Source organism: Aeromonas sp. 600774 (genome assembly GCF_049175075.1).
Taxonomy (GTDB): Bacteria; Pseudomonadota; Gammaproteobacteria; order Enterobacterales; family Aeromonadaceae; genus Aeromonas; species Aeromonas veronii_A.
In genome coordinates this window covers 103,507-129,049 of record NZ_JAAKUJ010000011.1, presented here as the reverse complement: position 1 = coordinate 129,049, position 25,543 = coordinate 103,507, and the positions used below count along the sequence as shown (strand labels likewise).

Annotated in this window: 23 protein-coding genes; 11 read left to right on the top strand and 12 right to left on the bottom strand. The window is 60.8% G+C overall.

Going from position 1 to position 25,543, the window contains the following annotated elements:
* Positions 1-6: 6 nt before the first annotated feature.
* The gene (locus G5171_RS13595) at positions 7-3,189 is read right to left on the bottom strand and encodes a S41 family peptidase (protein ID WP_421260315.1); all 3,183 of its coding nucleotides are present in this window, start codon (positions 3,187-3,189) and stop codon (positions 7-9) included.
* A gap of 281 nt (positions 3,190-3,470) precedes the next feature.
* Between G5171_RS13595 and G5171_RS13590 the strand changes: the two genes are divergently transcribed.
* The 6 genes from G5171_RS13590 to G5171_RS13565 all read left to right on the top strand — a co-directional run bounded on the left by G5171_RS13590 (position 3,471) and on the right by G5171_RS13565 (position 8,121).
* Positions 3,471-3,950 carry a L,D-transpeptidase family protein gene (locus G5171_RS13590; protein WP_005343080.1) on the top strand — a complete coding sequence of 160 codons (480 nt, stop codon included), beginning with the start codon at positions 3,471-3,473 and terminating at the stop codon, positions 3,948-3,950.
* Between the two features lie 120 nt (positions 3,951-4,070).
* Positions 4,071-4,778 carry an AzlC family ABC transporter permease gene (locus tag G5171_RS13585; protein ID WP_216979548.1) on the top strand — a complete coding sequence of 236 codons (708 nt, stop codon included), beginning with the start codon at positions 4,071-4,073 and terminating at the stop codon, positions 4,776-4,778.
* A 1-nt stretch (position 4,779) separates the two neighbouring features.
* Positions 4,780-5,115 carry an AzlD domain-containing protein gene (locus tag G5171_RS13580; RefSeq protein WP_108541394.1) on the top strand — a complete coding sequence of 112 codons (336 nt, stop codon included), beginning with the start codon at positions 4,780-4,782 and terminating at the stop codon, positions 5,113-5,115.
* A 122-nt stretch (positions 5,116-5,237) separates the two neighbouring features.
* Positions 5,238-6,764: a YjjI family glycine radical enzyme gene (locus G5171_RS13575; RefSeq protein ID WP_421250963.1), complete on the top strand. Its 1,527-nt coding sequence runs from the start codon at positions 5,238-5,240 to the stop codon at positions 6,762-6,764.
* A gap of 10 nt (positions 6,765-6,774) precedes the next feature.
* Positions 6,775-7,674 carry a YjjW family glycine radical enzyme activase gene (locus G5171_RS13570; RefSeq protein WP_421244421.1) on the top strand — a complete coding sequence of 300 codons (900 nt, stop codon included), beginning with the start codon at positions 6,775-6,777 and terminating at the stop codon, positions 7,672-7,674.
* A gap of 123 nt (positions 7,675-7,797) precedes the next feature.
* A complete protein-coding gene (locus G5171_RS13565; RefSeq protein WP_005343086.1) occupies positions 7,798-8,121 on the top strand; it encodes a DUF1820 family protein in 324 nt (107 codons plus the stop codon).
* 63 nt (positions 8,122-8,184) lie between these two features.
* Here G5171_RS13565 and G5171_RS13560 read toward each other — a convergent pair whose 3' ends face one another.
* The 3 genes from G5171_RS13560 to G5171_RS13550 all read right to left on the bottom strand — a co-directional run bounded on the left by G5171_RS13560 (position 8,185) and on the right by G5171_RS13550 (position 10,826).
* A complete protein-coding gene (locus G5171_RS13560) occupies positions 8,185-9,117 on the bottom strand; it encodes a LysR family transcriptional regulator (protein WP_005343087.1) in 933 nt (310 codons plus the stop codon).
* Between the two features lie 66 nt (positions 9,118-9,183).
* Positions 9,184-10,380, bottom strand: a complete 1,197-nt coding sequence (locus tag G5171_RS13555; protein WP_288727298.1) for an aromatic amino acid transaminase — start codon at positions 10,378-10,380, stop codon at positions 9,184-9,186.
* A 170-nt stretch (positions 10,381-10,550) separates the two neighbouring features.
* Positions 10,551-10,826 (bottom strand): metal/formaldehyde-sensitive transcriptional repressor, encoded by a 276-nt coding sequence (locus G5171_RS13550; protein ID WP_005343089.1) that lies wholly within the window; start codon positions 10,824-10,826, stop codon positions 10,551-10,553.
* Positions 10,827-10,897: 71 nt separating this feature from the next.
* Here G5171_RS13550 and dmeF point away from each other — a divergent pair, with 71 nt between their 5' ends.
* The gene (gene dmeF, locus G5171_RS13545) at positions 10,898-11,857 is read left to right on the top strand and encodes a CDF family Co(II)/Ni(II) efflux transporter DmeF (protein WP_421260314.1); all 960 of its coding nucleotides are present in this window, start codon (positions 10,898-10,900) and stop codon (positions 11,855-11,857) included.
* Between the two features lie 160 nt (positions 11,858-12,017).
* Here the strand turns inward: dmeF and G5171_RS13540 are convergent, their stop codons facing one another.
* From G5171_RS13540 to lpxL, 7 genes are all read right to left on the bottom strand, one after another.
* A complete protein-coding gene (locus G5171_RS13540) occupies positions 12,018-12,266 on the bottom strand; it encodes a hypothetical protein (protein WP_266135317.1) in 249 nt (82 codons plus the stop codon).
* A 66-nt stretch (positions 12,267-12,332) separates the two neighbouring features.
* A complete protein-coding gene (locus G5171_RS13535) occupies positions 12,333-12,905 on the bottom strand; it encodes a DNA-J related domain-containing protein (protein ID WP_421250965.1) in 573 nt (190 codons plus the stop codon).
* A complete protein-coding gene (locus G5171_RS13530) occupies positions 12,902-14,689 on the bottom strand; it encodes a sodium:proton antiporter (protein ID WP_337073641.1) in 1,788 nt (595 codons plus the stop codon). The genes G5171_RS13535 and G5171_RS13530 overlap by 4 nt, the downstream gene beginning before the upstream one ends.
* A 190-nt stretch (positions 14,690-14,879) precedes the next feature.
* Positions 14,880-15,401 carry an MltR family transcriptional regulator gene (locus tag G5171_RS13525; protein ID WP_005354914.1) on the bottom strand — a complete coding sequence of 174 codons (522 nt, stop codon included), beginning with the start codon at positions 15,399-15,401 and terminating at the stop codon, positions 14,880-14,882.
* Between the two features lie 122 nt (positions 15,402-15,523).
* A complete protein-coding gene (locus tag G5171_RS13520) occupies positions 15,524-16,669 on the bottom strand; it encodes a mannitol-1-phosphate 5-dehydrogenase (protein WP_268011673.1) in 1,146 nt (381 codons plus the stop codon).
* A gap of 37 nt (positions 16,670-16,706) precedes the next feature.
* Positions 16,707-18,629 (bottom strand): PTS mannitol transporter subunit IICBA, encoded by a 1,923-nt coding sequence (locus G5171_RS13515; RefSeq protein ID WP_268011672.1) that lies wholly within the window; start codon positions 18,627-18,629, stop codon positions 16,707-16,709.
* A gap of 627 nt (positions 18,630-19,256) precedes the next feature.
* Positions 19,257-20,180 carry an LpxL/LpxP family Kdo(2)-lipid IV(A) lauroyl/palmitoleoyl acyltransferase gene (lpxL, locus tag G5171_RS13510; protein WP_421244412.1) on the bottom strand — a complete coding sequence of 308 codons (924 nt, stop codon included), beginning with the start codon at positions 20,178-20,180 and terminating at the stop codon, positions 19,257-19,259.
* A gap of 229 nt (positions 20,181-20,409) precedes the next feature.
* Between lpxL and hldE the strand changes: the two genes are divergently transcribed.
* Complete coding sequence (gene hldE / locus G5171_RS13505) at positions 20,410-21,837, top strand: bifunctional D-glycero-beta-D-manno-heptose-7-phosphate kinase/D-glycero-beta-D-manno-heptose 1-phosphate adenylyltransferase HldE (protein WP_335828531.1); 1,428 nt, start codon at positions 20,410-20,412, stop codon at positions 21,835-21,837.
* Positions 21,838-21,965: 128 nt separating this feature from the next.
* Here hldE and tolC read toward each other — a convergent pair whose 3' ends face one another.
* Complete coding sequence (gene tolC, locus G5171_RS13500) at positions 21,966-23,300, bottom strand: outer membrane channel protein TolC (RefSeq protein ID WP_216979537.1); 1,335 nt, start codon at positions 23,298-23,300, stop codon at positions 21,966-21,968.
* 305 nt (positions 23,301-23,605) lie between these two features.
* On the opposite strand from tolC, the gene nudF reads away from it, so the two are divergent.
* The 3 genes from nudF to cpdA are packed head-to-tail and all read left to right on the top strand — an operon-like array spanning position 23,606 to position 25,539.
* Complete coding sequence (gene nudF / locus G5171_RS13495; RefSeq protein WP_005343102.1) at positions 23,606-24,247, top strand: ADP-ribose diphosphatase; 642 nt, start codon at positions 23,606-23,608, stop codon at positions 24,245-24,247.
* A 46-nt stretch (positions 24,248-24,293) separates the two neighbouring features.
* Positions 24,294-24,698, top strand: coding sequence for a DUF1249 domain-containing protein (locus G5171_RS13490; RefSeq protein ID WP_050552205.1), 405 nt, complete (start codon positions 24,294-24,296; stop codon positions 24,696-24,698).
* 22 nt (positions 24,699-24,720) lie between these two features.
* Positions 24,721-25,539, top strand: coding sequence for a 3',5'-cyclic-AMP phosphodiesterase (cpdA, locus tag G5171_RS13485; RefSeq protein WP_041234061.1), 819 nt, complete (start codon positions 24,721-24,723; stop codon positions 25,537-25,539).
* Positions 25,540-25,543 lie beyond the last annotated feature (4 nt).

The following is a 25,543-nucleotide window of genomic DNA, read 5'->3' as shown; positions in this document are numbered from 1 at the left end:
GTGCTGTTACTTGGCGCTCGCAGGCAGTTGCTTGAGGGCGGCTTGTACCGCCGCCTCCAGCTGCGGGTCGCGTCCGGCCACCATATCGGCGGGGGTTAGCGGCACCTGCAGGTCCGGGATCAGCTCCTGATTTTCGTAGAAGGTGCCGTCCGGCTTGCGCAGCCCCAGTGTCGGAATGCCGTAGGCGAGCCCCGGAAATAGTCTGGAGTCGTGGGCGTAGACCATGGTGCCGGTGCCGGGTACAGGGTCGCCGACGATGGGGCCGACCTTGAGGGTGCGGTAGTACTCGGGGAAGGCGGAACCCTCCGAGTAGCTGCCTGCATTGACTAGCACCACCGAGGGCTTGGTCCACTGGCGGGTGGCGGCATCAGTTTCACCCTTACCCTGACGTGGCCAACTGCTGGCCATTCCCTTGGTGCTGCCGCTGCCGGTCAGAAACTCCACCAGGGTGTTGGCCAGGTAGCCCCCCTTGTTGAAGCGCACATCGACGATCAAGGCCTCGCAGTCACGTAGCCGGCCAAGGGCCTGTGCCACCAGCTCTTCATAGGCTGCGCTGCTCATCTCCGGCAGGTAGGCGTAGCCAACGCGGCCCTGGCTCAGGGTGGCCACCAGCTCCTGGCGCTTGCTGACCCAGTTGTCGAGCTGTAACCGATACTCCTGCTGCAGATCGATGGCGGTCACCTCCAGCTCGCTCGCTGCCTTGCCCTGCGGTGGCTGAACGGTAAGTACCAGCCGGTTGCCGGCCTGCTGGTTGAGGGCCTGATCCAGATCGCTCAGATTGGCAATCGGGAGGCCGTTGATGGCGAGCAGACGGGAGCCCGGAACAATGTCGCTCTCCTGGTCCAGCGGGCCGCCTGCCAGCAGGGCGGTGAGGGTCACCCCCTGCTCGTCATCCTGCCAGTACCCCCCCAGGCTGGCGGTTTCGTCCGCCATGCGCGGGAAGGGAGCCGGGCCGCTGCCCCAGGTGTGGGAGACATTGAGCTCGCCAGCCAGTTCTGCGAGCAGGTTGCCAAAGTCGCGGGGATTGCCGATGCCCGACAACTGGCGGCGGTAGGCGGCGACATAGCCGTCCCAATCCACCCCGTTCATATCGTCCCGATAGAATTCGTCCCGGGTGAGCCGGGTGATCTGATCGAAGGCGGCGGCCATACGAGCTCGCCAATGCAGCTGGTTTTGCAGGGCAAAGGGGGCGCTGTGGATCTCGCCTGAGTTGAGGTCGATGCGGGTGATCTCCCCCTCCCGAACCAGGGTGGCGAGGGTGGCTTGCCGGTTGAGGCTGGCCAGTACCGGGCCTGGCTGTTCGGCAAACAGCACCCGGGTATCACCTTTGCGCAGATCCCGGGCATAACCTTTGATCTCGCTCTGATCACCGTCGCCAGCCTCTTCGACCAGATAGATAAGCTGGTCATCAACGATGCGACTGGTCAGCAGTACCCCGGTGGGCAGTAGCTGCAGCGCCTCGCGATGGCCCAGTCGTTCACTCTCGAAGCCGTAGCCACCTTTGGGAGCCTCCCGCTCGGCCAGAAAGTCGGCCTTGGCGGCGCGACTGCTGTATAGGCCGAGCAGATTGTTACCGAGCGGTTCGCCATCGGCCCCCAGCACACCATATCGGGTCGATTGCCAGTAGAGGATAGCGCCATCCTGGCTCCAGACGGGAGAGCTATCCTGATAGCCGTTGAGGCTGACATTGACCGGTACCGCGCCGGGGCTGGCGGTATCGATGACGGCGATCTCCTGCTGAGCCGAGTCGGGGCGGAAGGTGAGCGCCAGATGGCGGGAGTCGGGGGCAAAAGCGAGAGAGACCTCGTGGCGTGACGGATTGAAGCTGGCAGGGACCAGCTCCCGCTGCTGGTTGCTCGCCAGATCCAGCAGATGGATGGCCTGACCATCCACCACAAAGGCGAGCTGTTTGCCGTCCGGGGAGAGCACAGGACGGCTGATCCCCTTGCCGGGAATGGCCAGCAGCAGGCTTTCGGTCAGGGTACCCGGTGCGCTGAACAGCCGCTCGGGATCCTCCTTGCTCAGCCGGTAGAGCGCTGCGTGTCCCTGCTGCTCCGAGAGGTAAATGAGGGAGCCACCTTGCTCTGCATAGAGCGGACTGGACTGTTCGCTTGGGGAATGGGTGAGCTGTCGCACCCGCTCTCGGCCAGGGTTGACGGCGTAGAGGTTGCCTTCGCTGGTCAGGATCAGCTCGTCTCCCTCTTCGCTGACCACCATGTCATCTGCCATCCCGGACGATACGCCGAGTTGATCGGGTTCGATGGCTATCTGCGGCTGAATAAGCAGTTTGCGTGGAGTATTGCTGCCCGCGTCGAGGCGATAGATCTCCCCTTGCCACGACCAGACCAGATCCCCCTTGGTCGAGGTACTCAACCCCCTGACCGGGTGACCCTGATAGTGGGTGAGCTGCAGCTCTGTACCGCTGGCGAGATCCCGGCGCCAGACGTTGAAATCGCCGCTGCGCTCACTCAGGTAAAAGAGAGCATCCCCCTTGTCGCTCCAGACCGGATCGGTGGCCGCAATCCGATCTTCGGTCAGTTGCTTATGCTGCTTGCCATCAAACAGCCAGAGGCGGGAGACGGCAAATGAACGCTGGTGTTTGCGAAACGGTTGATCCATGGCTGGCATCTGATAGGCCAATCTGGCACCGTGCGGACGCGCCAGAGTGGCAGGTAGCGGCAAGTCCGCTTGCAGCATTCCGCCACTAACCGGCGTCCAGTAGAGCGCGCCCCACTGAACCCCTTCCGCGATGAAGTGATCGGCTGTAGCCGAGCCCGGGCGCTGGCTGCTCAGCAACAGCCGTTTGCCATCGGCGCTGAAGGCTTGCGGCAGATCGGTGCGCGAATCGCGGGTGAGGCGCACCATCTCGCCGCCGCTGGCGGGCACCACGAACACATCTTCGTTGCCATAGAGATTGGCGGCAAAGGCGAGTTGTTTGCCATCGGGCGACCAGACGGGGCGCTGGCTCAGGTAGCCGCTGCCGGTGAGCGCTGTGGCGGGCCCCCCCTCGGCACTGGCTACAAAAATTCGCCCCTGCCAGGTAAAGGCGAGCCGAGTGCCATCGGGAGAGAGGGCAGGTTCGCGTAGCCAGCGCGGCTCTTCGGCTCCGGCTGTGCCGGTCAACAAGAGCAGGACGCTGGCCAGCAGCAGACGGGGCAGCGAAGAGTTCGGCAAGAAGTACAGAGACATGATGTCATCCTGAATCAGGTTCAAATGCTCATATTTACCGATCAGAGGCCTCATGGCCAGCCAGAAAATATAAGCTATCTTTTTGTTTTTATTATCAATTGGCCATATCAGCGAAGGCCGTTCATGGGCCATTCACCTCTCACCGCCAAGATATGTTTCATTGGGTCTATTGAGTATTGATGGCGATCCAATATCATGGCGCTCGCTCGCCGCTCGGCGGGCATCGTTCAGATGATCTGGTAACAAGAAAAGCCCGCACCAGAGGCTTGTCGAGGGATGGAATGAGAGCCGTATTACTGTGTTTGTTGGGGCTTTGGCCCGCATTGAGTTTTGCCTTGACCGAAAAAGCCGATTTGGTGGTGGTCAAGAAGTCGACCTATAGCCTGACCCTGATGAAGGATGGCAAAGAACTGAAGCGCTACTGGATTGCTCTGGGCCCGGCGCCCAAGGGGCACAAGCAGCAGGAAGGGGACCAGCGTACGCCGGAAGGGCGCTACACCCTCGACTACAAGAAGACCAATTCCGGTTACTACAAAGCCATCCATATCAACTATCCGAACCTGGATGATATCAAGCGTGCCAATGAACTGGGTGTTCGTCCGGGTGGTATGATCATGATCCACGGCCAGCGCAACAGCATTGGCAACCGCAGGGTTCAGCCCTCCAACTGGACCAATGGCTGCATCGCCATGCTCAACCACGAGCTGGATGAGGTGTGGAACGCTGTTGACCCGGGTACGCCCATCGTCATCGAGCCCTGATCCCCTTGTGCACGCCCGCGACTCCGCGGGCGTTTTATTTCCCGCCAGTGATGACGTGACAGCGCTTGCTGTCCCGTGCTAGTTTTTTCGGCTCGCTTTGGCTGTGACAAGGAAGATCACATGATGTCAGTAACGAGCTTGCCCGAGCGAACGGGGATGCTCTGGTGGCGCGCCACACTGGATATGCTCCCGCTCTCCATTTCGGTGATCCCCTGGGGGATCCTGTGTGGCGCTTTGGCGTTGCAGGCAGGGCTGAGTCCGCTTCAGGCTCAGCTGATGTCGTTGCTGGTCTACGCCGGAGCCGCCCAGCTCTCGGCCACTACCCTGTTCGGGGCGGGCACGCCCCTGCTGCCCATTATGGGCTCCACCATGGTGATCACTTCCCAGCATCTGCTTTACGGCTTCACCTTCCGCCGTGACGTATTGCCGCTTTCCCTGCGCTGGCGGGCCAGCCTTGCCTTTTTCCTGACCGATGAGATGTTCGCTGTGGCGCTGAAAGACCGGGAGCGCAGCGGCCGCTTTGACCCGGCCTACGCGCTCATCGCAGGATTCGTCTTCTATCTGTTCTGGAATCTGGCGACCCTGCTCGGCATCGCGGCCGGCCAGTACATCGATGGGCTGGACAGCATGGGGCTGGATTTTGCCATCGCGGCCACCTTCATCGCCATGACCATTCCCGCCATGAAAAACCTGCCCATGGTGGCGGCCACTCTGGTGAGCGGCGGCACAGCGTTACTTACCAAGCCGCTGCTGGCGGAGATCCACATCATCGTCTCGGCTCTGGCTGGCATGGTGGTGGGCTATGTGCTGCACCGGATGAGGAGGTAGCGTGAGTTGGCTGATGATTGGCCTGCTGGCCCTGATCACCTTTTTCAACCGCTTCGCCTTCTTTTCTCGGTTGACCCGATATCAGCCGGGTGCCGAGATGGGGGCGTTTCTCGGCTTCTCGGCCCAGTCGGTGCTGACCGCCATCTGGTTGCCCATCGTCTTTAGCTACGAGCCGGGGATAGGTCTTGACTGGGATCCTGACTACCTGGCCGCCACCCTGTGGGTGATGCTCTTGACCCTGTTGCGGCTGCCGACTCTGGTTGTGGTGGTGGGCGGAATGGGGGGCTTCTTCCTGCTGCGCTGGCTGGGAGGCATAGCAGAGCTCTTGCCTTGGTGAAACGCGAGTCGTGATCTTGTGTAATGGATGTCATTATTCGACATCCGTCATGTCATGAATGTCACTTCAAAAAAGGCCTTTAAATGGTGAGGATATGGGCTCTGTCCGTGAAGGAGTGTCCCATGTCTTTGACCGAAACCTGTCAGCGCATTGTGCGCGATCCCCATCTCTCCGCAGCCCAGAAGAGCCATGCACTGGCACTGGCTGCCGAGAATGCATTGCCCTACCCCGACCTGCCTGCTGCAGTCGCCGAGGCGATGACGCAGGGATTTATCTGCGACATGTTCGAAGGGCACGCCCCCTACAAGCCACGTTATGTACTGCCGGACTATGACAAATTCCTGACTCAGGGCTCTCCCTGGCTGGAGCTGGCGGCGCCGCAGGATTTCGACGAGGCGCTCGATGCCCTGCGCATCCTCTATCACCATGTCCCCTCGGTCACCGGCATGCCGGTCTGGCTGGGGCGGCTCGACCACCTGCTGCTGCCCTTCGTCGGCGAACTGGATGACGAGACTCTCTATCGCAAGCTGAAGGGGTTCTGGGTCTATCTGGACCGGGTGCTGCCGGACGCCTTCATGCACGTCAACATCGGCCCCGATGACAACCGGATCTGCCGCCTGATCCTGCGCATCGACAACGAGCTCAAGCAGGTGGCGCCAAACCTCACCTTTTTCCACGATCCGGAGCAGACCCCGGACGATCTGCTGCTGCAGGCGGTGAAGAACATTGCCGAGTGCAGCAAGCCGCACATCGCCAACTACCCGATCCATCGCGATACCTTCGACCAGCGTGGTTTTGGTATCGTCAGCTGCTACAACGCCCTGCCGCAGGCGGGTGGCGCCAATACCCTGGTGCGCATCTCCCTCAAGCGGGTCGCCGAGCAGGCTCAGGGTATAGATGATTTCCTCGGCTGCCTGTTGCCCCACTACTGCCGTCTGGCCTCGCAACTGATCGAGGCGAGAGCCGCCTTCCTGCACGAGGAGTCCGGTTTCTTCGACTGCTTCCTGGTCAAGGAGGGGCTGCTGGATGAGGAGCGCTTTGTCCCCATGTTCGGCATCTACGGCATGGCGGAAGCGGTGAATATCCTGATGGATAAAGAGAATCTGCCAGATCGTTATGGACACGACGACGAGGCGAATCAGCTTGGCTATCGCATCTCGGCTCAGCTCTCGGAATATGTCACTGCGACGCCGCAAACCCACGCCTGGGGGGGGCGCGCGCTGCTGCACTCACAGGGTGGCCTCAGCATCGATGTGGCTGTGACTCCCGGGGTGCGCATCCCTTATGGTCATGAGCCGGATCCCGCCAGCCATGTGTTGGCGCTGGCGCCGCACCATAGCTATTACCACTCGGGGATCAGCGAGATCCTGACCCTGGATCCCACCATCCGCCAGAACCCGCAGGCGCTGTTGCAGCTCTGCAAAGGGGCGCTCGCCATCGGTATGCGCGAGTTCACCGCCAACGTGGCCGACAGCGATCTGGTGCGGGTGACCGGCTACATGATCCGCAAGAGCGATGTGGCTCGTTTCGCAGAAGAAGGCTCGCGCTTGCAGACCACCTGTCTCGGGGCCGAGGCGAGTGAAGTGACCGCCATTCGTCAGCGAGCACCGCGGGTAGTCGCCCACGAATCGACCATCTGCGAGTATTGAGTTCGCACCGATGGCTGATGTTTTGCCAACACGCAGCGCCCTGGTGAGCAGGGTGCTGCCCTTTTCTTGTGTTGACGGGCCGGGCAACCGGCTGGTGCTGTTTCTGCAGGGCTGCAACTTTCGCTGCCCCGGCTGCCATAATCCGCACACCATAGGGCTGTGCGACGATTGCGGTGACTGTATTGCTGTCTGCCCGAGCGGTGCGCTGACCCTTACTGAGGGCCGCCCCGGGAAATGCAGCGTGCGCTGGCAGGCGGCGCTCTGCACCGATTGCGATGCTTGTCTCGATGCGTGCCCGCGCAGCGCCAATCCGAAGATTGCCACCATGACGGTGACCGAGGTGCTGGACCTGCTGCGCCGCTACAGCCCCTTGCTCAGCGGGATTACCGTCTCCGGTGGTGAGGCGACCACCCAGCTTCCCTTCGTGGTTGCGCTGTTTGCCGCCATCAAGGCTGCGCCGGATCTGGCTCATCTCACTTGCCTGCTCGACAGCAACGGCTCGTTGGCCGAGAGCGGTTGGCAGCGGCTATTGCCGGTGCTCGATGGCGCCATGCTCGATCTCAAGGGGTGGCGTGACACGGTGCATCATTCGCTGACCGGCTATGGTCGCGAGCGGGTGTTGGCGTCTCTGCAACTGCTGGCACGTCACGGTAAGCTGACCGAACTGCGGCTGCTCCATGTGCCGGGCAAGAGCGATTTTCTGGATAAGAGCGGTGAGCTGGACGCGGAGCTCGCCGCTTTCCTGCTGCGGCTGGGGCCAGTACCTATCCGTATCAATGGTTTTCGTCATCATGGGGTACGTGGTGAGGCGAGTCGCTGGTCAGACGCGACCCGCAGCGAGCTGGAGTGGCTGGCGAATCGGTTACGTGCTGCTGGAGTGGGGGCCGTGACCTTGCCCCCTTTGATCTGAAGGGGCGAATCGATTCCCTGGTTGTGCAGTAAAAGCAAACAACTGTGACTTCTGTCTATTGGAGGGGACCTTGTGGCTCGTTATGATATTGCCCATCCGTCCACCCTCCACGACAGATAAATCATGAGTGAAAGCAAGGCGTTATATCGGGTTCAGTTTATTTGCCACAACGAGCGCTATGAGGTTTATGTGCGCGAGGTGAATCAGGGCCAACTGTTTGGATTTATCGAGATCGCCGATTTTGTCTGGGACAATCACACGGCGCTTATCGTCGATCCCAGCCATGAAAAGCTCAAGAGCGAATTTGCCGATGTGCATCACACCCTTATCCCCATGCATCAGGTGTTGCGCATCGATCAGGTGAAAAAGCAGGGGGCTGCCCGCATTACTGATCTGGGTAGCAATGTCGCCTCTTTCCCCAGCCCCATTTATACCAAACGTCCCTGATCCCTCATTGCCATGGATGTTTCGCCGTGGCGAAACATCCATCTCTTCTCGCTGTCACCTGGCTCAGGGCTCGACCAGCTCGCGACCCAGTTGCAGGATCCGCTGGCGGAACCAGTGGCGGGCCGAACCATCACCGGCCGGGCCATACCAGACCAGACTGTGACTCACCTTGCCGTAATCGAACGGTGCCGGGCGCATCACCAGATCCGGCTGACTGGCCATGCAGGCCGCCCATCCACCGATGGCGGTGAGGATCAGATCGGTCTGGGGTAGCAGGGCCGCCGCGCTGGCAAAATCGGGCAGGGTGGCGCCAATCTGGCGACGCACCTGTTGCTGGGCCAGACTCTGCTCGAAGAAGGGGTTGGCCAGCTCCTGATCCCGGATGGCGATATGGCGCCAGCTCAGATAAGCATCGAGATCCCAGGGCTTGGCGAGCGCCGGATGATCTTTGCGTAACAGGCAGACCAGTTTTTCTTCCCGCAGGGTCTCCCACACCAGCCCAGGCTGGCGCGGTAACGGCTGGCTCTGGTCATGGGGCAGGATGACGAAGTCGAGTTTGCCCGCTGCCAGCGCCTCCAGCCCCTGCTCATCCTTGTTCCAGATCTCCGGCACCATACCCGGCACCTCCTGCATCAGCTGACCCAGAATGGGGCCCACCGGCCAGGTCATCACACTCTCGCGCAATCCGAGCCGCAAGCTGCCCTGCCACTGCTGGGGGTTGAAGGCGTTCTGGCGGGTGAGGCCGTTCAGCTCCCCCAGCAGCCGATGCAGGGTGGGAGCCAGTCGCTCGGCCATGGGGGTGAGCAGCAGCTGGTTGCCCTGGCGATAGAGCAGTTGATCCCCCAGCAGATCCCGCAGCTGGTTGAGGGTCTTGCTGACGGTAGAAGGCGTGGTGCAGAGCCGCTCGGCGGTGCGGGTGACGCTCTGGTTGTCTAGCAGCAGATGCAGGGTGACCAGATGGCGACCTCCCAGCCGAGAGAGAGCGATCAGATCCATAAGTACTCCACAAGCGAAGGGAAGAGACAAGACAAAAAAGCCCCGCCGAAGCGGGGCTTGTGCGGATTAGCCCTTGAGCACAGCCGCCATGGCGTCGGCCACGTAGTCGACGTTGCGGCTGTTGAGGCCCGCCACGCACATGCGGCCGGAGCGCACCAGATAGACGGCGAACTCTTCGCGCAGTCTGTCAACCTGCTCCGGCGTGAAGCCGGTGTAGCTGAACATGCCGCGCTGGTTGATGAAGTAGCTGAAATCGCGGCCCGGCACCTTGGCGCTCAGCACCTCGAACAGCTTCTGGCGCATGGCCTTGATGCGGGTGCGCATCTCGGTCACTTCATCGACCCACATGGCGTGCAGCTCGGGTTGGCTCATCACAGCCGCGGTGATCTGGCCACCGTGAGTGGGAGGGCTGGAGTAGTTGCGGCGCACGGTGGCCTTCATCTGGCCCAGTACGCGGCTGGCTTCTTCGGCATCCTGGCAGATGACCGACAGGCCGCCGCACCGCTCGCCGTAGAAAGAGAGGTTCTTGGAAAACGAGTTGCTGACGAAGAAGCTGACGCCGGCGGCCACCATGGCGCGAATGGCATAGGCATCCTCTTCCAGCCCGTCACCGAAGCCCTGATAGGCGATGTCCATAAAGGGGATCAGGTTCTTCTCGACCACAAGTGCGATCACCCGATCCCACTGGGCACGGGAGAGATCCACCCCGGTCGGGTTGTGGCAGCAGGGGTGCAGCAGCACGATGCTCTTGGCTGGCAGGCTGCGCAGGCAGTCGATCATGGCATCGAACTGTACGCCGCCAGTGGCCGCATCGTAGTAGGGGTAGTCATGCACCTTGATGCCGGCCCCCTCGAACATCGCCTTGTGGTTGTCCCAGGTGGGATTGCTGACCCACACCTCGGAGGTCGGGAAGTAGCGCTTGAGCAGATCGGCGCCGATCTTCAGGGCGCCGGAGCCACCGATGGTCTGGATGGTGGCGATACGTCCCGCCTTGACCGCTTCATGGTCGGCACCAAACAGCAGGTGCTGCACCGCAGTGCGGTAGTTGGCGGCACCCTCCATCGGCTGGTAGGGACGCGGCGCCGGGGCGGCAGCGCGCTGGGCTTCGGCCTGCTGCACCGACGGCAGCAGCGGAATGCGGCCCTGCTCGTCGTAATAGAGGCCGATCCCCAGGTTCACCTTCTGTTCGCGGGTGTCTTTGTGGAAGGTCTCGACCAGGGTCAGGATGGGGTCGCCAGCATAAGCATCGACGTGTTCAAACATGGGGGGTCCTTGAAATTGACTGTCCAGTAAAACCGGCGGTCAGCCGGGCTGGACATCATGGCGCAAAGCTGGCGGTGGCTCAAGCCCGAAAGGGACGGGGGCTGGCGGGCAGACGCCGCACAGCCGTAAACGGGATGATGCGGGGTTGCCCTCAGCCTCGTTCACCGGCCTTACTTCAGATAGGATCGCAATACCCGCACTACTTGATCCAGATCTTCCAGCCGCTCGGCCGGGGTCGCCTCTTCGGCGCCCAGGTGCTCACGCATGTGCCCTTCCAGCACCTCCAGCATCAGGCCGTTGACGGCACCACGAATGGCCGCGATCTGCTGCAAAATGGCGGCGCAGTCGCTCTCCTGCTCAAGTGCGTGCTCCAGCGCGCCCGCCTGCCCCTTGATGCGACGTACCCGTGCCAGCAGCTTCTTTTTACCGTGAATGGTGTGTGACATGCAGGATCCTCTCGATCAATAAAACTATACTGGGGTATAGTATATTGCATTATCATCCTCAGGAGAAATCCATGTCATCCCTTGTCTCATCCCACTGCCACCAACCCGTCGTCCACGAAGGGAATCCGCTGGCTGAACAGAAAACCCGTTGGACCGTGCTGCTGACCGTCATCATGATGGTGGTGGAGATCGGCGGCGGCTGGTTTTACAACTCCATGGCGCTGCTGGCCGACGGCTGGCATATGAGCTCCCACGCGCTGGCGCTCGGTCTCTCGGTGCTGGCCTATCGCGCCGCCCGCCACTTTGCCCGCGACCACAGATTCAGCTTCGGCACCTGGAAGATCGAGGTGCTGGGTGGCTTCACCAGTGCTCTCCTGCTGGTGGGGGTGGCCGGGCTGATGCTGTTCGAGTCGGTGTTCCGGCTACTGGATCCCAGCCCAATCCACTATCAACAGGCGATCGCCATCGCGCTGGTGGGGCTGCTGGTGAACCTGGCCTGTGCCTGGTTGCTCAAGGATGATCACAGCCATCATCACCACGGCCATGGGCATGACCACCATCATGAGCATCACGACCACGATCATCATGACCATGACGCTCACCACGGCCATCAGGATCTCAACCTGCGCGCCGCCTATATCCACGTGCTGGCGGATGCGGCCACTTCCGTGCTGGCGATCCTAGCACTGGTGGGGGGCATGCTGTGGGGGGCCGACTGGCTGGATCCCCTGATGGGCATAGTGGGGGCCGTACTGGTGGCTGTGTGGGCCTGGGGTCTGTTGCGTGACTCCGGTCGGGTGTTACTGGATGCCGAGATGGATACCCCGTTGGTGGGTGAGATCCGTGAGGTGATTGCCGACCTGCCGGATGCCGAGATCCGCGATCTGCACGTCTGGCGGGTGGGACAGCAACAGTATGCCTGCGTGCTCTCCCTGCTGATGGCGGCGCCTGTCTCCGCCAGCGAGATCCGCGCGCGGTTGGCGATACATGAAGAGCTGGTCCATGTAACCATAGAGATAGCCACTCCATAGCCAGACTTATAGCTGTCTATGCCAGATAGCGTGCAACTTGCACTCTGCAACACGAGCAAATCGAAGCGGTTGTTTCTGGGGAGGCCTGTGGCAGGCAAGTGCTGACTATATGCCTGGTACAAGCCTCACCGTAGCCAAGGGTGAGATGTGACGGTTTGAGTTAACGTTCGAAGAAGCGATAGAGGTGTTCTACCTGCATCGGGCAGTCAGCTACCAGATGCACATGATCGCGGGCCTGCTCGACCGTATCGAAACTGACCGGGCAGCCGAGGGTGTCGGTCAGCTCGTAGAGAGCGCCATCATTGCCTCTGAATTCGATGAGCCAGCCGGGGATGGCCACGTCGTGGAGTATTTCGGCCTCTTGCAGGATCTGTTGTTGATAGAGCTTGCGAAGTTCACTGACTGTCATGATGCTCTCCTGTGAAGGGGGATTCAGCTCCAGTCTATGCCTCTCTTTGTGCGGACGGCAACCGGATCATCCCCGCAGGACCTCCCGGGCCCAGCGGATACGGATAAAGGTCTCGGCATTACCACCCCGATCCGGATGGTGCTGCAATGCCAGCTCCCGCCAGCGGCGGCGGATCGCCTCCTGACTCGCCCCTTCATTCAACTCGAACAGGGCCAGCGCCTCGGCTTTGTGCCCCTCACCGTCATAAGCGTGCCAGAAGCGGTTGAGCAGGGCCTCTACTTCGGCACGATCGGTCTGCCAGAACACCTGCCAGTCGAGATAGTAGCTACGCAGATTTTCGCTAAGGGCAAAGCCGTGGTTGACCTCCTGGTTCCCGGCCAGCGGTTCGAGCCGGATATCCAGGGTGCTGATCACTAGCCACCATCCTTCTTGCCTGAGCTCGGCCTGCAACTGGTAGAGGGCGTTCATGATCAGGAAGTTGACCCGAAACAGCTGCAACTGCTCGTCGTCGGCCAGCCGGGGGATCGCCCCCTGCTGGCGCAGGGCGGCCATCAGTTCATGCACCTTGTAGCTGCCCGCCGCCTGTTGCAGCAGCACCAGCAGAGGGGCGATCAGCGGATTATGGTTGGCTTCGTTCATTCGGCGCCCTGCTCTCTGGGCGGCTGCAGGGCGATCAGCAGCTCACCCGCCTGCGGAGTGACGGGGCCGGTAACGATCTGGGGCTTGCCCTTGCCATCCATGATGAAGAGCGGGATGGCGCCGGGATTGGCGGTCTGATACTGGGCCCAGTCGAACGCCTCGCTCAGGCGGGTCGCCTTGATCTGGCCGCCCCGGCTCAGCAGGCTGCTCAGCCGGGCATAGTTGATGTCGGGGCCGAACAGGTTCTGGCGAGCGCGAAAGGTGGCGCTCTCCCGGTTGGCCTTGCCGTGCTGCTCGCTGGAGCGCAGGGAGTAGACCTGCTCCTCGCCGTAGAGGTGGGCAAAGTGCAGCACCCCGAGGGCGTTGTTGTGGCGGTTGGGGGAGAGCGCCAGCACGGTACTGATGCTGGTAAGCGGCAGGTGCAGCTCGGCATGTTCCGACTGGGGGTTGCCGAAATAGCAGGGGAGGTTGCTCATCCGTGCCTGTTTGCAGAACTCCCAGGCGGGATCGCAGAGCTGTACCGGCACCCCCTGATCCGCCAGCGCCCGGCCTATGGCCCGCGCCACCGAGTTGGCCCCTATGATGAGCCAGGTGTTGGGGGCGCTCTGGCGCATCTTGAGCAGGCTGGCCAGCGGTGCCGAGGTGAGGCTCTGCAACACCACGGTGGAGATGATCACTGCAAATACCAGCGGCACCAGCTTGTCGGCATCGGGGATCTCGGCCTGATGCAGACTGATGGCGAACGAGGCGCTGACCGCCGCCGCAACGATACCGCGCGGGGCGATCCAGCTCAGCAGGGCGCGAGCCCGCCAGGAGAGATCCGAGCCCCAGGTCGAGACCAGAATACAGAGCGGACGCGCTACGAATTGCACCACGCAGAGCAGCGCCAGCACCATGGGGCCGAGCTGCCAGAGCTGGGCCAGATCGAGGCGCGCCGCCAGCAGGATAAACAGGCTGGAGATAAGGATGACAGCGAGGTCTTCTTTGAATGCCAGCACCTCCTCGAGATCCAGCCCCTCCTGATTGGCGAGCCAGATGCCGAACACGGTCACCGCCAGCAGACCGGATTCGTGGCTGAGCCAGTTGGAGAGACTGAAAGTGACCAGCACCAGCGCCAGCACGCCGAACTTGTGCAGACTGACCGGCAGCCAGTCCTTGCGAATGAGCAGGGTTGTGAGCCAACCAGCCGTCCCCCCGATCAGGGAGCCGACCAGCACTGTCTTGCCCAGCGCCAACAGGGTATGGCTGATGAGGTCTCCCTGACTGCCGAGGCGTACCGCCTCGAACACCAGCACCGCAAACAGGGCGCCGATGGGGTCGATGACGATCCCCTCCCAGCGCAGGATCCTGTCCACCTCCCGGGTGGGGCGGATCACGTTGAGCATGGGGGCGATCACCGTCGGGCCCGTTACTACCAGTACCGCGCCGAGCATGGTGGCGACCCGCCAGTCCAGCCCCAGCAGGAAGTAACCGGCGCTGCCGATGACGGCGAAACTGACCAGCATGCCGGTGGAGCAGAGATTGCGCACCACCTTGCCGATCCCCTTGAGCTCGGCCAGATGAAGGGTCAACGCCCCCTCGAACAGGATGATGGCCACCGACAGGGAGACCAGCGGAAACAGCAGATCCCCGAGCAGGGCATCGGGGTCGAGCAGGCCGCTGACCGGGCCCAGAGTCAGGCCGGTGAGCAGCAGAAACAGGATGGCGGGTACCCGCAGCGACCAGGCAAGCCATTGGGCCAGCACGGAGACCAGGGCGATCCCGGCCAGAGAGAGGGCAATCATGCAGACCTCGATTCAGGCAGTGAGTATGGAGCTAGTGTAGTGGCTAAGTTGGTCAGATTGACACCCGAAGGAGCGTGCATCATGGCCGGGATGGGGAGATGTGCGACAGTCGGCGTCATGGTGGCTGGCGGTGTTGTGCAGGGCGCCAGCCAGATGCCAACCGTGGTGATGGGGTGGCCTCGGGGCCGGATTAGATGGGGCTCTCCTTGTGGAGCTCGCCGACACAGTCGGCCAGCGCCAGTACCAGTGCGGAGCGCACCATCTGATCGAGCCGGTTGAGCTGCATCTGGTAGAAGGCCCAATCCTCTTCGCTGGCAGGGGGCTCCAGCTTCATCATGCCGCCCTGATTGACCCCGTGCAGGCGGTCGAGCAGATCGCGGATCGGCTTGTCGCTGAAGCGGTAATCCTTGGGGTCGCGCACCAGAAAGTCGCGGATCTTGAGATAGGCTTCCAGATCCTGATAGCGCTCAAGGGAGATGAGGCCGAGGGCGAAGATAAGCTTGAGGCGCACCTCCAGCTGGCCGAGGGGGCCGCTCTGGTTGAGCAGTGGTTCAATGGCGTATTTGACGGCATACTCCTCCTGACGAAAGGCGCGTCGCATCAGGGAGTCGACCGCTTCTTCCAGGATGGTCACGGCTTCGAGAAAGAAGCCGCGGGGGCCATCCTGCTCGTTCAGTCGTTCCAGTACTTCATCTTCCTGGTGTGTGGTCATAGGTGCATTGGGTCCAGCTGACAGGGAGAGAGTTAGCCTCTCTCCCGGTTTTTATCATATGGGGCGCATTTCCTTGCGATTCAATCAATAGGAGCATCCGGTCATGCGCCGCCAGCAGGGTATTACAAGGTCTCGTAACGAGCCACTATGGTGCGGACGATTTCGCTCTCTGCATCCAGTCCGGTGACGCGGGCCAACGCTTTGGCCGGGCCAAGCTCCGCCAGCAGCTGTTGCAGCTCCACTGCCTGCGGATCATCGGCATTGCGATAATGGAGCGCCGCGGCGATCCCCTCCTGCAACTGCTCGTTTGGCAGGCCGTACTCCAGGGTGCCGAGCAGCGGCTTCACCAGTCGGTCCCCCGCCGCCAGCTTGCGCAGTGGCTGACGACCGACCCGGTCAATCTCGTCCACCAGATAGGGGTTGGCGAAGCGGGAGAGGATCTTCTCGATGTAGGCGGCATGCAGGCGCGGGTCGAAGCCGTAGCGTTTCACCAGCACGGCACCGCTCTCCTCCATGGCGCGGCGCACCTTGCTGCGGATCACCGGATCTTCGATCGCCTCGCGCACGGTGCGATAGCCCCGCAGTTTGCCGAGGTAGGCGGTGACGATGTGGCCGGTGTTGAGGGTGAACAGCTTGCGCTCGACGAAGGCCATCAGGTTGTCGGTGGGCTCCATGCCCGCCACCTGCGGTAGCTCCCCCTTGAACTGGGTCTGGTCGACGATCCACTCGCTGAAGCTCTCGACCGTCACTTCCAGCGGATCATCGTTGGCAGCCGTGGCGGGCGGTACGATGCGATCCACCGCCGAGTCGACGAAGCCTATACAGGATTCGAGCGTGGCATGATACGCGACCGGCAGGTACTTGAGTACCTCCCGCTTGAGGTGGCTGGTGCCGCGCACCATGTTTTCACAGGCGATGACGTTCAGCGGTGTCAGGTTGCCGGCATCGAAGCGGGCCTGCAGCCCCTTGGCCAGGGTACTGGCAATCTTGTCCAGAATGTTGGGGCCGACCGCGGTGGTGACCAGATCGGCAGTGATGATACGGGCGATCACCTCGTGACCGGCGGAGCTCACCGCCGCCACGTTGCGCACCACGTCCAGTTTCTGATCCGCCCCTACCACATGAACCTTGTACTCCTGACGGTGGTTGAGCTGGTCGATCAGGATGTCGTTGACGTCGGCGAAGGTGACCTGATGGCTGGCATCTGCCAGCACTTTACCGATAAAGCCGCGACCGATGTTACCAGCACCAAAATGTAATGTTTTCATGATATTAACCTCTTGAACCAAAGACTATGAAAGATGATTACGCAGCCTGTTCGGCACCCAGCAGATCCAGGAAGGCCTGGGGATCCGTGGTGCTGGCCAGCCGGTCGATGAGACCGGGTTCATCCAGTGCATTGGTCAGGCGGGTTATCACCTGCATGTGTTCGTCGTTGCGGGCGGCGATGCCGATCACCAGCCGCGCCACCTCATCGGCAGCTTCGCCAAAGGCTACCCCGGCCGGGTACTGGCAGATGACGATGCCGGTACGCTTCACAAACTCCTTGGCGGCGATGGTGCCGTGAGGCACGGCGATGGATTCGCCGAGGTAGGTGGAGACCAGCTGTTCGCGCTCCAGCATGGCGTTGACGTAGTCGGGCGCCACGTAGCCCCGCTCCGCCAGCAGTCGGCCTGCGGTCAGGATGGCGGCCTCCTTGCTGTCCGCTTTCAGTCCCAGATGCACGTCATGACGGCTCAGGGTAAAGACTTCGGCGGCCTGCGGCTCGTAGCTGTCGTCGTTGGCCGCCACCAACAGTTGCGGGTTGGCGACATCATCGTTGGCGGCCTGGCTCAGGCTTTGAACCAGCTCCTGATAGAGGCCGTTGTCGAGGAAGTTGGTCAGGGAAATATGGTGAGCGTGCGGCGCGTGGCGACGGGCCCGCTCGGTCAGATCCTTGTGGGTGATGACCCAGTCCACCTGATCGTCGAGCTGATCGATGGCGCGGTTGGTGACGCTGATATCGAGCCCGGCGGCCTGTACCCGCTTGCGCAGCATGCCGGCGCCCATGGCGCTGGAACCCATGCCCGCATCGCAGGCGACCACAATATTGCGCACCGCCATCAGTTCACCGCCCGGCTTTTTGGCCGCTGCGGTTTCAGGCTTGCCGCCCTTCATGGCTTTCATCTTGCGGGTGGCTTCACCGAGGGCATCGGCCTCGTCGGCTTCCGGCTGCTGGGCACGCACGAATACGGCGGCGACCAGGAAGGAGACCAGAGTGGCGCTGATGATGGAGAGCGCGACCCCGATCAGGGAGGCTTTCGGCGTCATCAACAACACTGCGAAGATGGAACCCGGTGAGGCAGGGGAGACCAGACCTGCATTGAACAGGGTCAGGGTAAAGACCCCGGTCATGCCGCCGGCGATCACCGCCAGAATGAGGCGCGGGTTCATCAGCACATACGGGAAGTAGATCTCGTGGATGCCGCCGAAGAAGTGAATGATGGAGGCACCTGCAGCGGACTGCTTGGCGGCGCCGCGGCCGAAAACCATGTAGGCCAGCAGCACGCCCATGCCCGGGCCCGGGTTCGCTTCAATCAGGAAGAAGATAGAGCTGCCGTGCTCGGTCGCCTGCTGGATCCCCAGCGGCGAGAAGATGCCGTGGTTGATGGCGTTGTTGAGGAACAGGATCTTGGCCGGTTCGACGAAGATGGAGGTGAGCGGCAGCATGTGGTTTTCCACCAGGAAGCCGACGCCACCGGCCAGCAGGCCGGAGAGCACCTTGACGAAGGGGCCAATCACGAAGAAGGCGAGGATGGCCAGCAGCATGCCGATAAGGCCGGCGGAGAAGTTGTTGACCAGCATCTCGAAGCCGCTCTTGACGCGACCGTCCATCGCCTTGTCGAAGCGCTTGATGGCCCAGCCACCGAGCGGGCCGACCATCATGGCGCCCATGAACATGGGGATATCGGTGCCCACGATGACACCCATGGTGGTGATGGCACCAACCACGCCGCCGCGCTCACCGCCCATCAGCTTGCCGCCGGTGTAGCCGATCAGCAGCGGCAGCAGGTAGGTGATCATGGGGCCGACCAGCTTGGCCAAGGTTTCATTGGGTAGCCAGCCGGTGGGGATGAAGAGGGCGGTGATAAAGCCCCAGGCGATAAAGGCGCCTATGTTGGGCATGACCATATTGGACAGGAAGCGTCCAAAATTCTGTATCTTGACTTTGGTATCCGGTGATAACATGTCGGGACCCCGTTTTAAGCCTGTTTGATTAAAAGTGGTAGTCGGGATGGCCGGTTTTGCCGAACCTCCATCCCGGTCGTCTAAGCAACTTCAATCTACCAGCTTGATATCAAATTAGGCTGAAAACGGGGTGTCTTGTGATCCAGCTCTCAGATACCCAGCGATACCCCCTCCATAACCAGTGACCCTGATCACATTCGAGAGCTGTAATTCGGCTACATTTCGATCTTTTCTGTTTTGCATGGTCATTTTTTGTGATTTAAATCACTAAAGTTACTTTGTGGCTCTCTTGTGGAATGGTGATTAGCGTCACAAATTATATTTTTGTATTCGAATGGGACAAGTTACTCAGTCACTCATCAGCGGGTGGTGACGATGGATCTATCGAAACACTCCATTGCTTATCAATGAATCAATAAATTTGTAACCCGCTTTCAGTTTTTACGGTTGGTGATGAGCTCTCTTTTGCTGCTGGCTGGTGGGAATGGGCGCCAACATGCAGGATGTGATTGCGCGGCAGATGTTCGGGACGCTTGTTTGCCGCGCAGGCCAGACTGCAGATAAAAACAAACCGCCAGCAGGCGGTTTGTCGGTTTTTACGAGCTATCCCATGTCGGTGGCTGCGGTTTAGTAGAAACCGGCATCCTCGGGGGAGGGGCGGGTCTTGAAGCGGCGATGGAGCCACATGTACTGCTCCGGCGCCTTGCGCACGGCGGCTTCAATCTCACGGTTGGCGCGGGCGGCATCGACCATGTCATCTCCGCTCGGGTAGTCGGCGAGCGGCGCCCCGATATGCAGGGTGTAACCCTCGCTGGTACGGATGTTGTAGCAGGGCAGGGTTACGGTGTTTTTAACCCGAGCCAGGGTGGCGGTGCCGGTGATGGTGGCCGCCTGCTCTACCGCGAAGTAGGGCACGAACACGCTGGCGTGGCTGCCGTAGTCGTGATCCGGTGCATACCAGAGGGCGTCGCCGTTGCGCAGCGCCTTGATCATCCCCTTCACATCCATCCGGTCCACCAGATATTTGTTGGAGGCGCAGCGACCGTGGTACTGGGCATACTCCAGCACCGGGTTGGTGTTGGGGCGATAGACGCCGACCCCGGGGCGCACCAGCCCGAAACAGCGGGCGTTGAGTTCCAGCGTTAGGAAGTGGCAGGAGAGCAGCAGCATGCCCTGACCTTTTTCCATGGCAGCGATGACATGCTCTTCCCCTTCCACCTTCATCAGGTTGCGCATCCGCCAGTCTGGCCAGAACCAGGCGATCCCCACCTCGAACACGGCGCAGCCCACGCTCTCGAAGTTTGCCTTAAGCAGTTTCTCCCGCTCATCCCGGGTCAGCTCGGGCATCGCCAGCTCCAGATTGCGACGGGCGATCTTGACCCGGGACTTCAATATCCTGGCGGCGAGACGACCGAGCTGACGGCCCAGCCACATCTGGCTGCGCCACGGCAGCAGGGTCAGCAGCCAGAGCAGGCCGAGGCCGAACCAGCTGGCCCAGTAACGGGGATGAAACATGCGGGGCTCGAGGCGGGGAGCGTTGTCGTGGGCCATGGCTAATCTCTTGTTCGCAAACACAATCGGGGGATTCTAGCCGAAAAGAGGGGGCGGGGGCGAATGGCAGTGTGCTGGTCAGAGGGGCTAATTGTGGTTCACTGGTGTTACGGGAATCCTAACTATCGGTTTCCTTTAAATGGAAACCGCAGGTTTGCTTTTTCTCCCTCAAATAAAAGAGTGTGATAAAATCGGCGACTGATTTTTCAGGTTTTGAGAGTCGATACAGATGAAGATCACCCTGCCCGAGTTTGAAAAAGCCCGCGTTCTGGTCGTTGGCGATGTCATGTTGGACCGTTACTGGCATGGCCCTACCGGCCGGATCTCCCCCGAGGCGCCGGTGCCCGTGGTCAAGGTTGAACACATTGAGGAGCGTCCCGGTGGCGCGGCCAACGTGGCCCTCAACTCCGCTGCGCTGGGCGCCCACGCCGTGCTGCTTGGCCTGACCGGTCAGGATGAAGCTGCCGATGCGCTGGCTGGCCAGATGGCTGGCGTCAAGGTGGCCTGTGACTTCGTTCGTCTGGCCGACTTCCCGACCATCACCAAGCTGCGGGTGCTGTCCCGCAACCAGCAACTGCTGCGTCTGGACTTTGAAGAGCCCTTCCACTCCGTCGATGCCACCCTGCTTATGACCAAGGTCGAGCAGGCGCTGCCGAATAGCGACGTGATGATCCTCTCCGACTACGGCAAGGGTGCTCTCAACGACGTGCCCGGCATGATCAAGCGTGCCCGTGCCGCCGGTATTCCGGTGTTGGTCGACCCCAAGGGGACCGACTTCGAGAAGTACCGCGGTGCCACCCTGCTGACCCCCAACATGTCCGAATTCGAGGCCGTGGTAGGCAAGGTGAAGAGTGAAGAGGAGCTGGTCGCCAAGGGACTGGATCTGGTCAAGCGCTTCGAGCTGGATGCCCTGCTGGTCACCCGTTCCGAGAACGGCATGACCCTGATCCGCGAAGGTCAGCCGGAGTTGCATCTGCCGGCTCAGGCCCACGAGGTTTACGATGTGACCGGTGCCGGTGATACCGTGATCTCCACCCTGGCCACTTCGCTGGCGGCAGGCAAGAGCCTGGACGAAGCCTGTGCGCTGGCCAATACCGCTGCCGGTATCGTGGTCGGCAAGCTGGGTACCTCTACCGTGAGTCCGGTCGAGCTGGCCAATGCTCTCTATACCGAGCAGGAGACCGGCTTTGGCGTTATGTCCGAAGCTCAGCTGAAAGTGGCGGTTCGTGCCGCCCGTCTGCGCGGCGAGAAAGTGGTGATGACCAACGGCTGTTTCGACATCCTGCACGCCGGCCATGTCTCCTATCTGGCCAACGCGGGCAAGCTGGGGGATCGCCTGATCGTGGCGGTCAACACCGACGAGTCGGTTCGCCGTCTGAAAGGGCCGGGTCGTCCGGTCAACCCGACCGAGCGCCGCATGGCGGTGCTGGCTGCGCTTGGCGCGGTGGATTGGGTTGTGCCGTTTGGTGAAGATACCCCACAGCGCCTGATTGCCGAGATCCTGCCAGACCTCTTGGTCAAGGGCGGTGACTACAAGCCGGAAGAGATTGCAGGTTACGCCGAGGTGACTGCCAATGGCGGCGAGGTGCGCGTTCTCAACTTCGAGGATGGCTGCTCCACCACCGACATCATCAAGACGATCCGCGAGCGCGGCTAACGATAGTGTTTGCCCCACTGGATGGTGGGGCCGACAGACGGCGCGATAAACAGAGAGAGCCGCCGACAAGAATCCGGATAACAAAAAGGCGACCTTGCGGTCGCCTTTTTCATGTCCGATAACGGCTATCAGGCTTTGGCCTTGGCCTTGGCTTTTGCGGTGGCAGGCATCAAGCCCTGGTTTACTTCCACCAGATCCTGCGCTTCCAGCACACCGGCAGCCTGCTTCAGGCTCAGGATATTGAGGATGTAGTTGTAACGGGCTTCGGAGAGCTTCTGCTTGGCCTCGTAAAGCTTGCGAGTGGAGTCCAGCACGTCGACGATGGTACGGGTACCCACTTCGTAACCGGCTTCGGTCGCCTTCAGGGCGCTGTCGGCGGAGACCACAGACTGGCTGTAGGCACGTACCGAGCCGATGCTGGCATTCACGTTGTTATAGGAGGAGCGCACCGTGCTCTGCACCGAGCGGAAGTTCTTCTCAAGCAGCTCGCTGGCCGCAACATAGTTGTATTGAGCCTGCTTAACCTTGGAGCTGGTGGCGCCACCGCTGTAGAGGGGCAGCTTGAAGGTCAGACCGATATTGGCCTGGTTGTCATTGCCACCGTTCTGAATGCTATCCAGCTTGTAATCGGTATTGCTGGTTTGCAGGCCGGCGCCCAGATCCAAGGTCGGCTCGTGGCCGGTCTTGGCGAGATCGATCTGCTCCTTGGCGATATCCTTGGCGATGCGGGCATTGTGCAGTTGCAGGTTCTTGTCCAGCGCCAGCTCCAGCCATTTGTCGGAACCGAAGGCGGTCTTCTGCGGGCTGAAGCGATCGGTGTTGAGGATGTCCAGGTTGCGGTGATCAACACCGGTCAGCTCGCGCAGGGCTTCGTAGCTGTTATCCAGAGTATTCTCGGCATTGATCTCGTCAGCCAGCGCCTGGTCGCGAGAGGCTTCCGCTTCATGCACATCGGTGATGGCGGTCAAACCCACTTCGAAACGCTGCTGTGTCTGCTCCAGTTGGCGCTCTACTGCAACCTTGTTGGCACGCACAAACTCCAGGGTATCCATCGCCTTGAGCACATCAAAGTAGGCTTTGGCAGTGCGCACCATCAGGTTCTGGATTTCGAGGTTGTAGGCGACATCAGACTGGGTGGCCTGCTTCTCGCCGATATCCAGATTGACCCAGTTGCTGCGACGATAAAGGGATTGTGACAGCGTCAGCTCACCCTTGGCGTTGTTATTGGTCTGGGTATCGTTCTTGTTTTGCAAATAATTGAGCCCGGCGCCCAGATCAATCTGGGGTAGCAGGGGGGCGCGGAATTCGTTGATCTTTTCGAAGGCCTGGTCGCGAACGGCTTTGGACTGCAGCAACTGCGGGTCTTTCAGCTGGGCTTGTTGATAGATATCGAGCAGGTTTTCGGCGTGGGCACCGGCACTGACGCCCAGCAACACCATGACGGACAAGAGTGTTCTTTTCATAGATCGTTTTAACCTTATGTAGTAACCCAAACTGGTTGCTGGAGAGGGCAAATATTGTCGCCGACCAAGCTTGATTGCAGCTTAATCACTCTACTATAAGCAAAATTTAATGCGAAGTGTCTCGGGTCCGGTGACGGGAACGTCAAGAACCGGCTGCAGTTTTCTCCCCGAGTGCCTAGCCAAATGGTCTGTGGCTGCTAAAATCCACCCCTCATTACCATGTTACACCGAGTGAATGAATGTTCATTCATGTTCCTCGGATTTTATGGTCAAACTGGTTCAAGTCAAGCTGACGGGAGTCCCTGATGTCGCAGCAACCCTTGCCGCAAGATCGGCACTATGCCGCTGATGATGTGAAAATCATTGAAAAATCAGCTGGATATAACGGCTTTTTCAAGGTGAACGTCTATCGCCTGCAGCACAGGTTATTTGCTGGTGGTTGGAATCAGCCCATCGTACGCGAGCTGTTTGAACGGGGCCATGCTGCTGCGCTGCTCCCCTATGATCCGGTGCGCGACCAGATAGTGCTGGTGGAGCAGTTTCGCATCGGCGCCATGGAGACCAGCCCGACCCCATGGTTGCTGGAGCTGGTGGCCGGCATTATCGACGAAGGTGAGACTGCCGAGGCGGTGGTGCGTCGCGAAGCGGTGGAAGAAGCAGGGATCGAGGTAGCCCGCTGCGAACATGCCATCAGCTATCTGGTGAGCCCGGGCGGCAGTACCGAGCGGATCGAGGTCTATGTGGGCGAGGTGGATGCCAGCAAGGCGAGCGGTTTGCACGGTCTGGCGGATGAAGGCGAGGATATCCGGGTCCACGTGGTGAGCCGCGAGCAGGCCTACGCCTGGCTGAAAGAGGGGCGCATCGACAACGCCGCCTCGGTCATCGCCCTGCAGTGGCTGGCCCTCAACCACGGCGAGTTGCGCGCCCGCTGGTTGGCGGAGCGCTGAGTTGGCTCAGACCCAGCAACAGAGCAGGCGCTATGTGCCTGATCTGATGTCCTTGCAGCGTACCTGCGAGGTCAATTACATGGCGCTGATGAAACTGCTGCCGCCAGATGGGGAAGTCGGATCTGAACGCCGCTATCGTGTTGGCAACGATCTGCAGTTCCAGCTCACCATTTGTGGCGAGAGTCGCTTCACTTCTCAGGTTCTTTTGAGTCAGCACAATCCCGAGTTGCCCGAATATCTGCAGGCTCAAATCGAGATTCGTTTGTATCATGATGTGCGGATGGCGGAAGTGTGTGCGGCGCAACAGATTTCCCGTTTGCAACCACGTTATGATTACCCCAACAAAAAGATGCACCAGCGGGATGAAAAGGAGCAGGTAAATCTGTTTCTGGCCGAATGGCTGAAATTTTGTCTCAGGCATGGCACCAGCCCCATCAATATCTCCAGTTGAACAAATATAAAGAAGCGTGATTTTGGAAACAGAGCTCCCCCAGGCGCAGGACGGCAGTGTGCGCCTGTTGCAAATTACCGATACCCATCTCTTTGCCAGTGAAGAGGGACGGCTGTTGGCCGTGCGTACAGCAGAGAGTCTGGCTGCCGTGCTGGAACAGGTGCAGGCCAACGACCATCCCTACGAGGTGATCCTGGCGACCGGCGATCTGTCGCAGGATCACAGCCCGGAATCCTATCTGCGTTTTGCCTCCATGATGGCGCCTCTTGGCCGCCCCATCTACTGGTTGCCAGGCAATCACGATGACAGTCCGCTGATGACCGAATACCTCCATGCCGCCGGGATCAGTGAGTCCAAGCAGTTGGTGGGAAACCACTGGCAGGTGATCCTGCTCGACACCCAGGTGCGTGGCAAACCCCACGGCATGATCGGTGATCACCAGCTGGAAGCGCTCGACCGTGCTCTGCGCCAGTATCCGGATCGCCACGCCCTCATCGCCCTGCACCATCAGGCGGTGCCGGTGGGTTGTGCCTGGCTGGATCAGCACAATCTCAAGAATGCCGATGACCTGTTTGCCGTGCTGGCTCGCCACCCGCAGCAGAAGACCATTCTGTTTGGCCACGTCCATCAGGAGTTTGACGAGGTGCACCGCGGCGTGCGGCTGATCGCCAGCCCATCGACCTGCATCCAGTTCAAACCGCTCTGTGACGGTTTCGCGCTGGACGAGTCCGGCCCGGGCTGGCGCTACCTCACCCTCTACCCTGATGGCCGTATCGCCAGCCAGGTGTGGCGTCTGCCGGTGGGGCAGTTTGTGCCCGACCCCAATGCCACCGGTTATTGAGGAG

Coding starts and splice junctions, on each gene's coding strand:
- tolC (WP_216979537.1), bottom strand. CDS start 23,300: ATGAAAAGAACACTCTTGTCCGTCATGGTGTTGCTGGGCGTCAGTGCC.
- G5171_RS13490 (WP_050552205.1), top strand. CDS start 24,294: ATGTCCTTGCAGCGTACCTGCGAGGTCAATTACATGGCGCTGATGAAA.
- G5171_RS13570 (WP_421244421.1), top strand. CDS start 6,775: ATGGCTGATGTTTTGCCAACACGCAGCGCCCTGGTGAGCAGGGTGCTG.
- lpxL (WP_421244412.1), bottom strand. CDS start 20,180: ATGGCCCACGACAACGCTCCCCGCCTCGAGCCCCGCATGTTTCATCCC.
- G5171_RS13515 (WP_268011672.1), bottom strand. CDS start 18,629: ATGTTATCACCGGATACCAAAGTCAAGATACAGAATTTTGGACGCTTC.
- G5171_RS13540 (WP_266135317.1), bottom strand. CDS start 12,266: ATGACAGTCAGTGAACTTCGCAAGCTCTATCAACAACAGATCCTGCAA.
- G5171_RS13560 (WP_005343087.1), bottom strand. CDS start 9,117: ATGGATCTGATCGCTCTCTCTCGGCTGGGAGGTCGCCATCTGGTCACC.
- dmeF (WP_421260314.1), top strand. CDS start 10,898: ATGTCATCCCTTGTCTCATCCCACTGCCACCAACCCGTCGTCCACGAA.
- G5171_RS13520 (WP_268011673.1), bottom strand. CDS start 16,669: ATGAAAACATTACATTTTGGTGCTGGTAACATCGGTCGCGGCTTTATC.
- G5171_RS13590 (WP_005343080.1), top strand. CDS start 3,471: ATGAGAGCCGTATTACTGTGTTTGTTGGGGCTTTGGCCCGCATTGAGT.
- G5171_RS13585 (WP_216979548.1), top strand. CDS start 4,071: ATGATGTCAGTAACGAGCTTGCCCGAGCGAACGGGGATGCTCTGGTGG.
- G5171_RS13550 (WP_005343089.1), bottom strand. CDS start 10,826: ATGTCACACACCATTCACGGTAAAAAGAAGCTGCTGGCACGGGTACGT.
- nudF (WP_005343102.1), top strand. CDS start 23,606: ATGTCGCAGCAACCCTTGCCGCAAGATCGGCACTATGCCGCTGATGAT.
- hldE (WP_335828531.1), top strand. CDS start 20,410: ATGAAGATCACCCTGCCCGAGTTTGAAAAAGCCCGCGTTCTGGTCGTT.
- G5171_RS13575 (WP_421250963.1), top strand. CDS start 5,238: ATGTCTTTGACCGAAACCTGTCAGCGCATTGTGCGCGATCCCCATCTC.
- G5171_RS13525 (WP_005354914.1), bottom strand. CDS start 15,401: ATGACCACACACCAGGAAGATGAAGTACTGGAACGACTGAACGAGCAG.
- G5171_RS13565 (WP_005343086.1), top strand. CDS start 7,798: ATGAGTGAAAGCAAGGCGTTATATCGGGTTCAGTTTATTTGCCACAAC.
- G5171_RS13595 (WP_421260315.1), bottom strand. CDS start 3,189: ATGTCTCTGTACTTCTTGCCGAACTCTTCGCTGCCCCGTCTGCTGCTG.
- G5171_RS13530 (WP_337073641.1), bottom strand. CDS start 14,689: ATGATTGCCCTCTCTCTGGCCGGGATCGCCCTGGTCTCCGTGCTGGCC.
- G5171_RS13555 (WP_288727298.1), bottom strand. CDS start 10,380: ATGTTTGAACACGTCGATGCTTATGCTGGCGACCCCATCCTGACCCTG.
- G5171_RS13535 (WP_421250965.1), bottom strand. CDS start 12,905: ATGAACGAAGCCAACCATAATCCGCTGATCGCCCCTCTGCTGGTGCTG.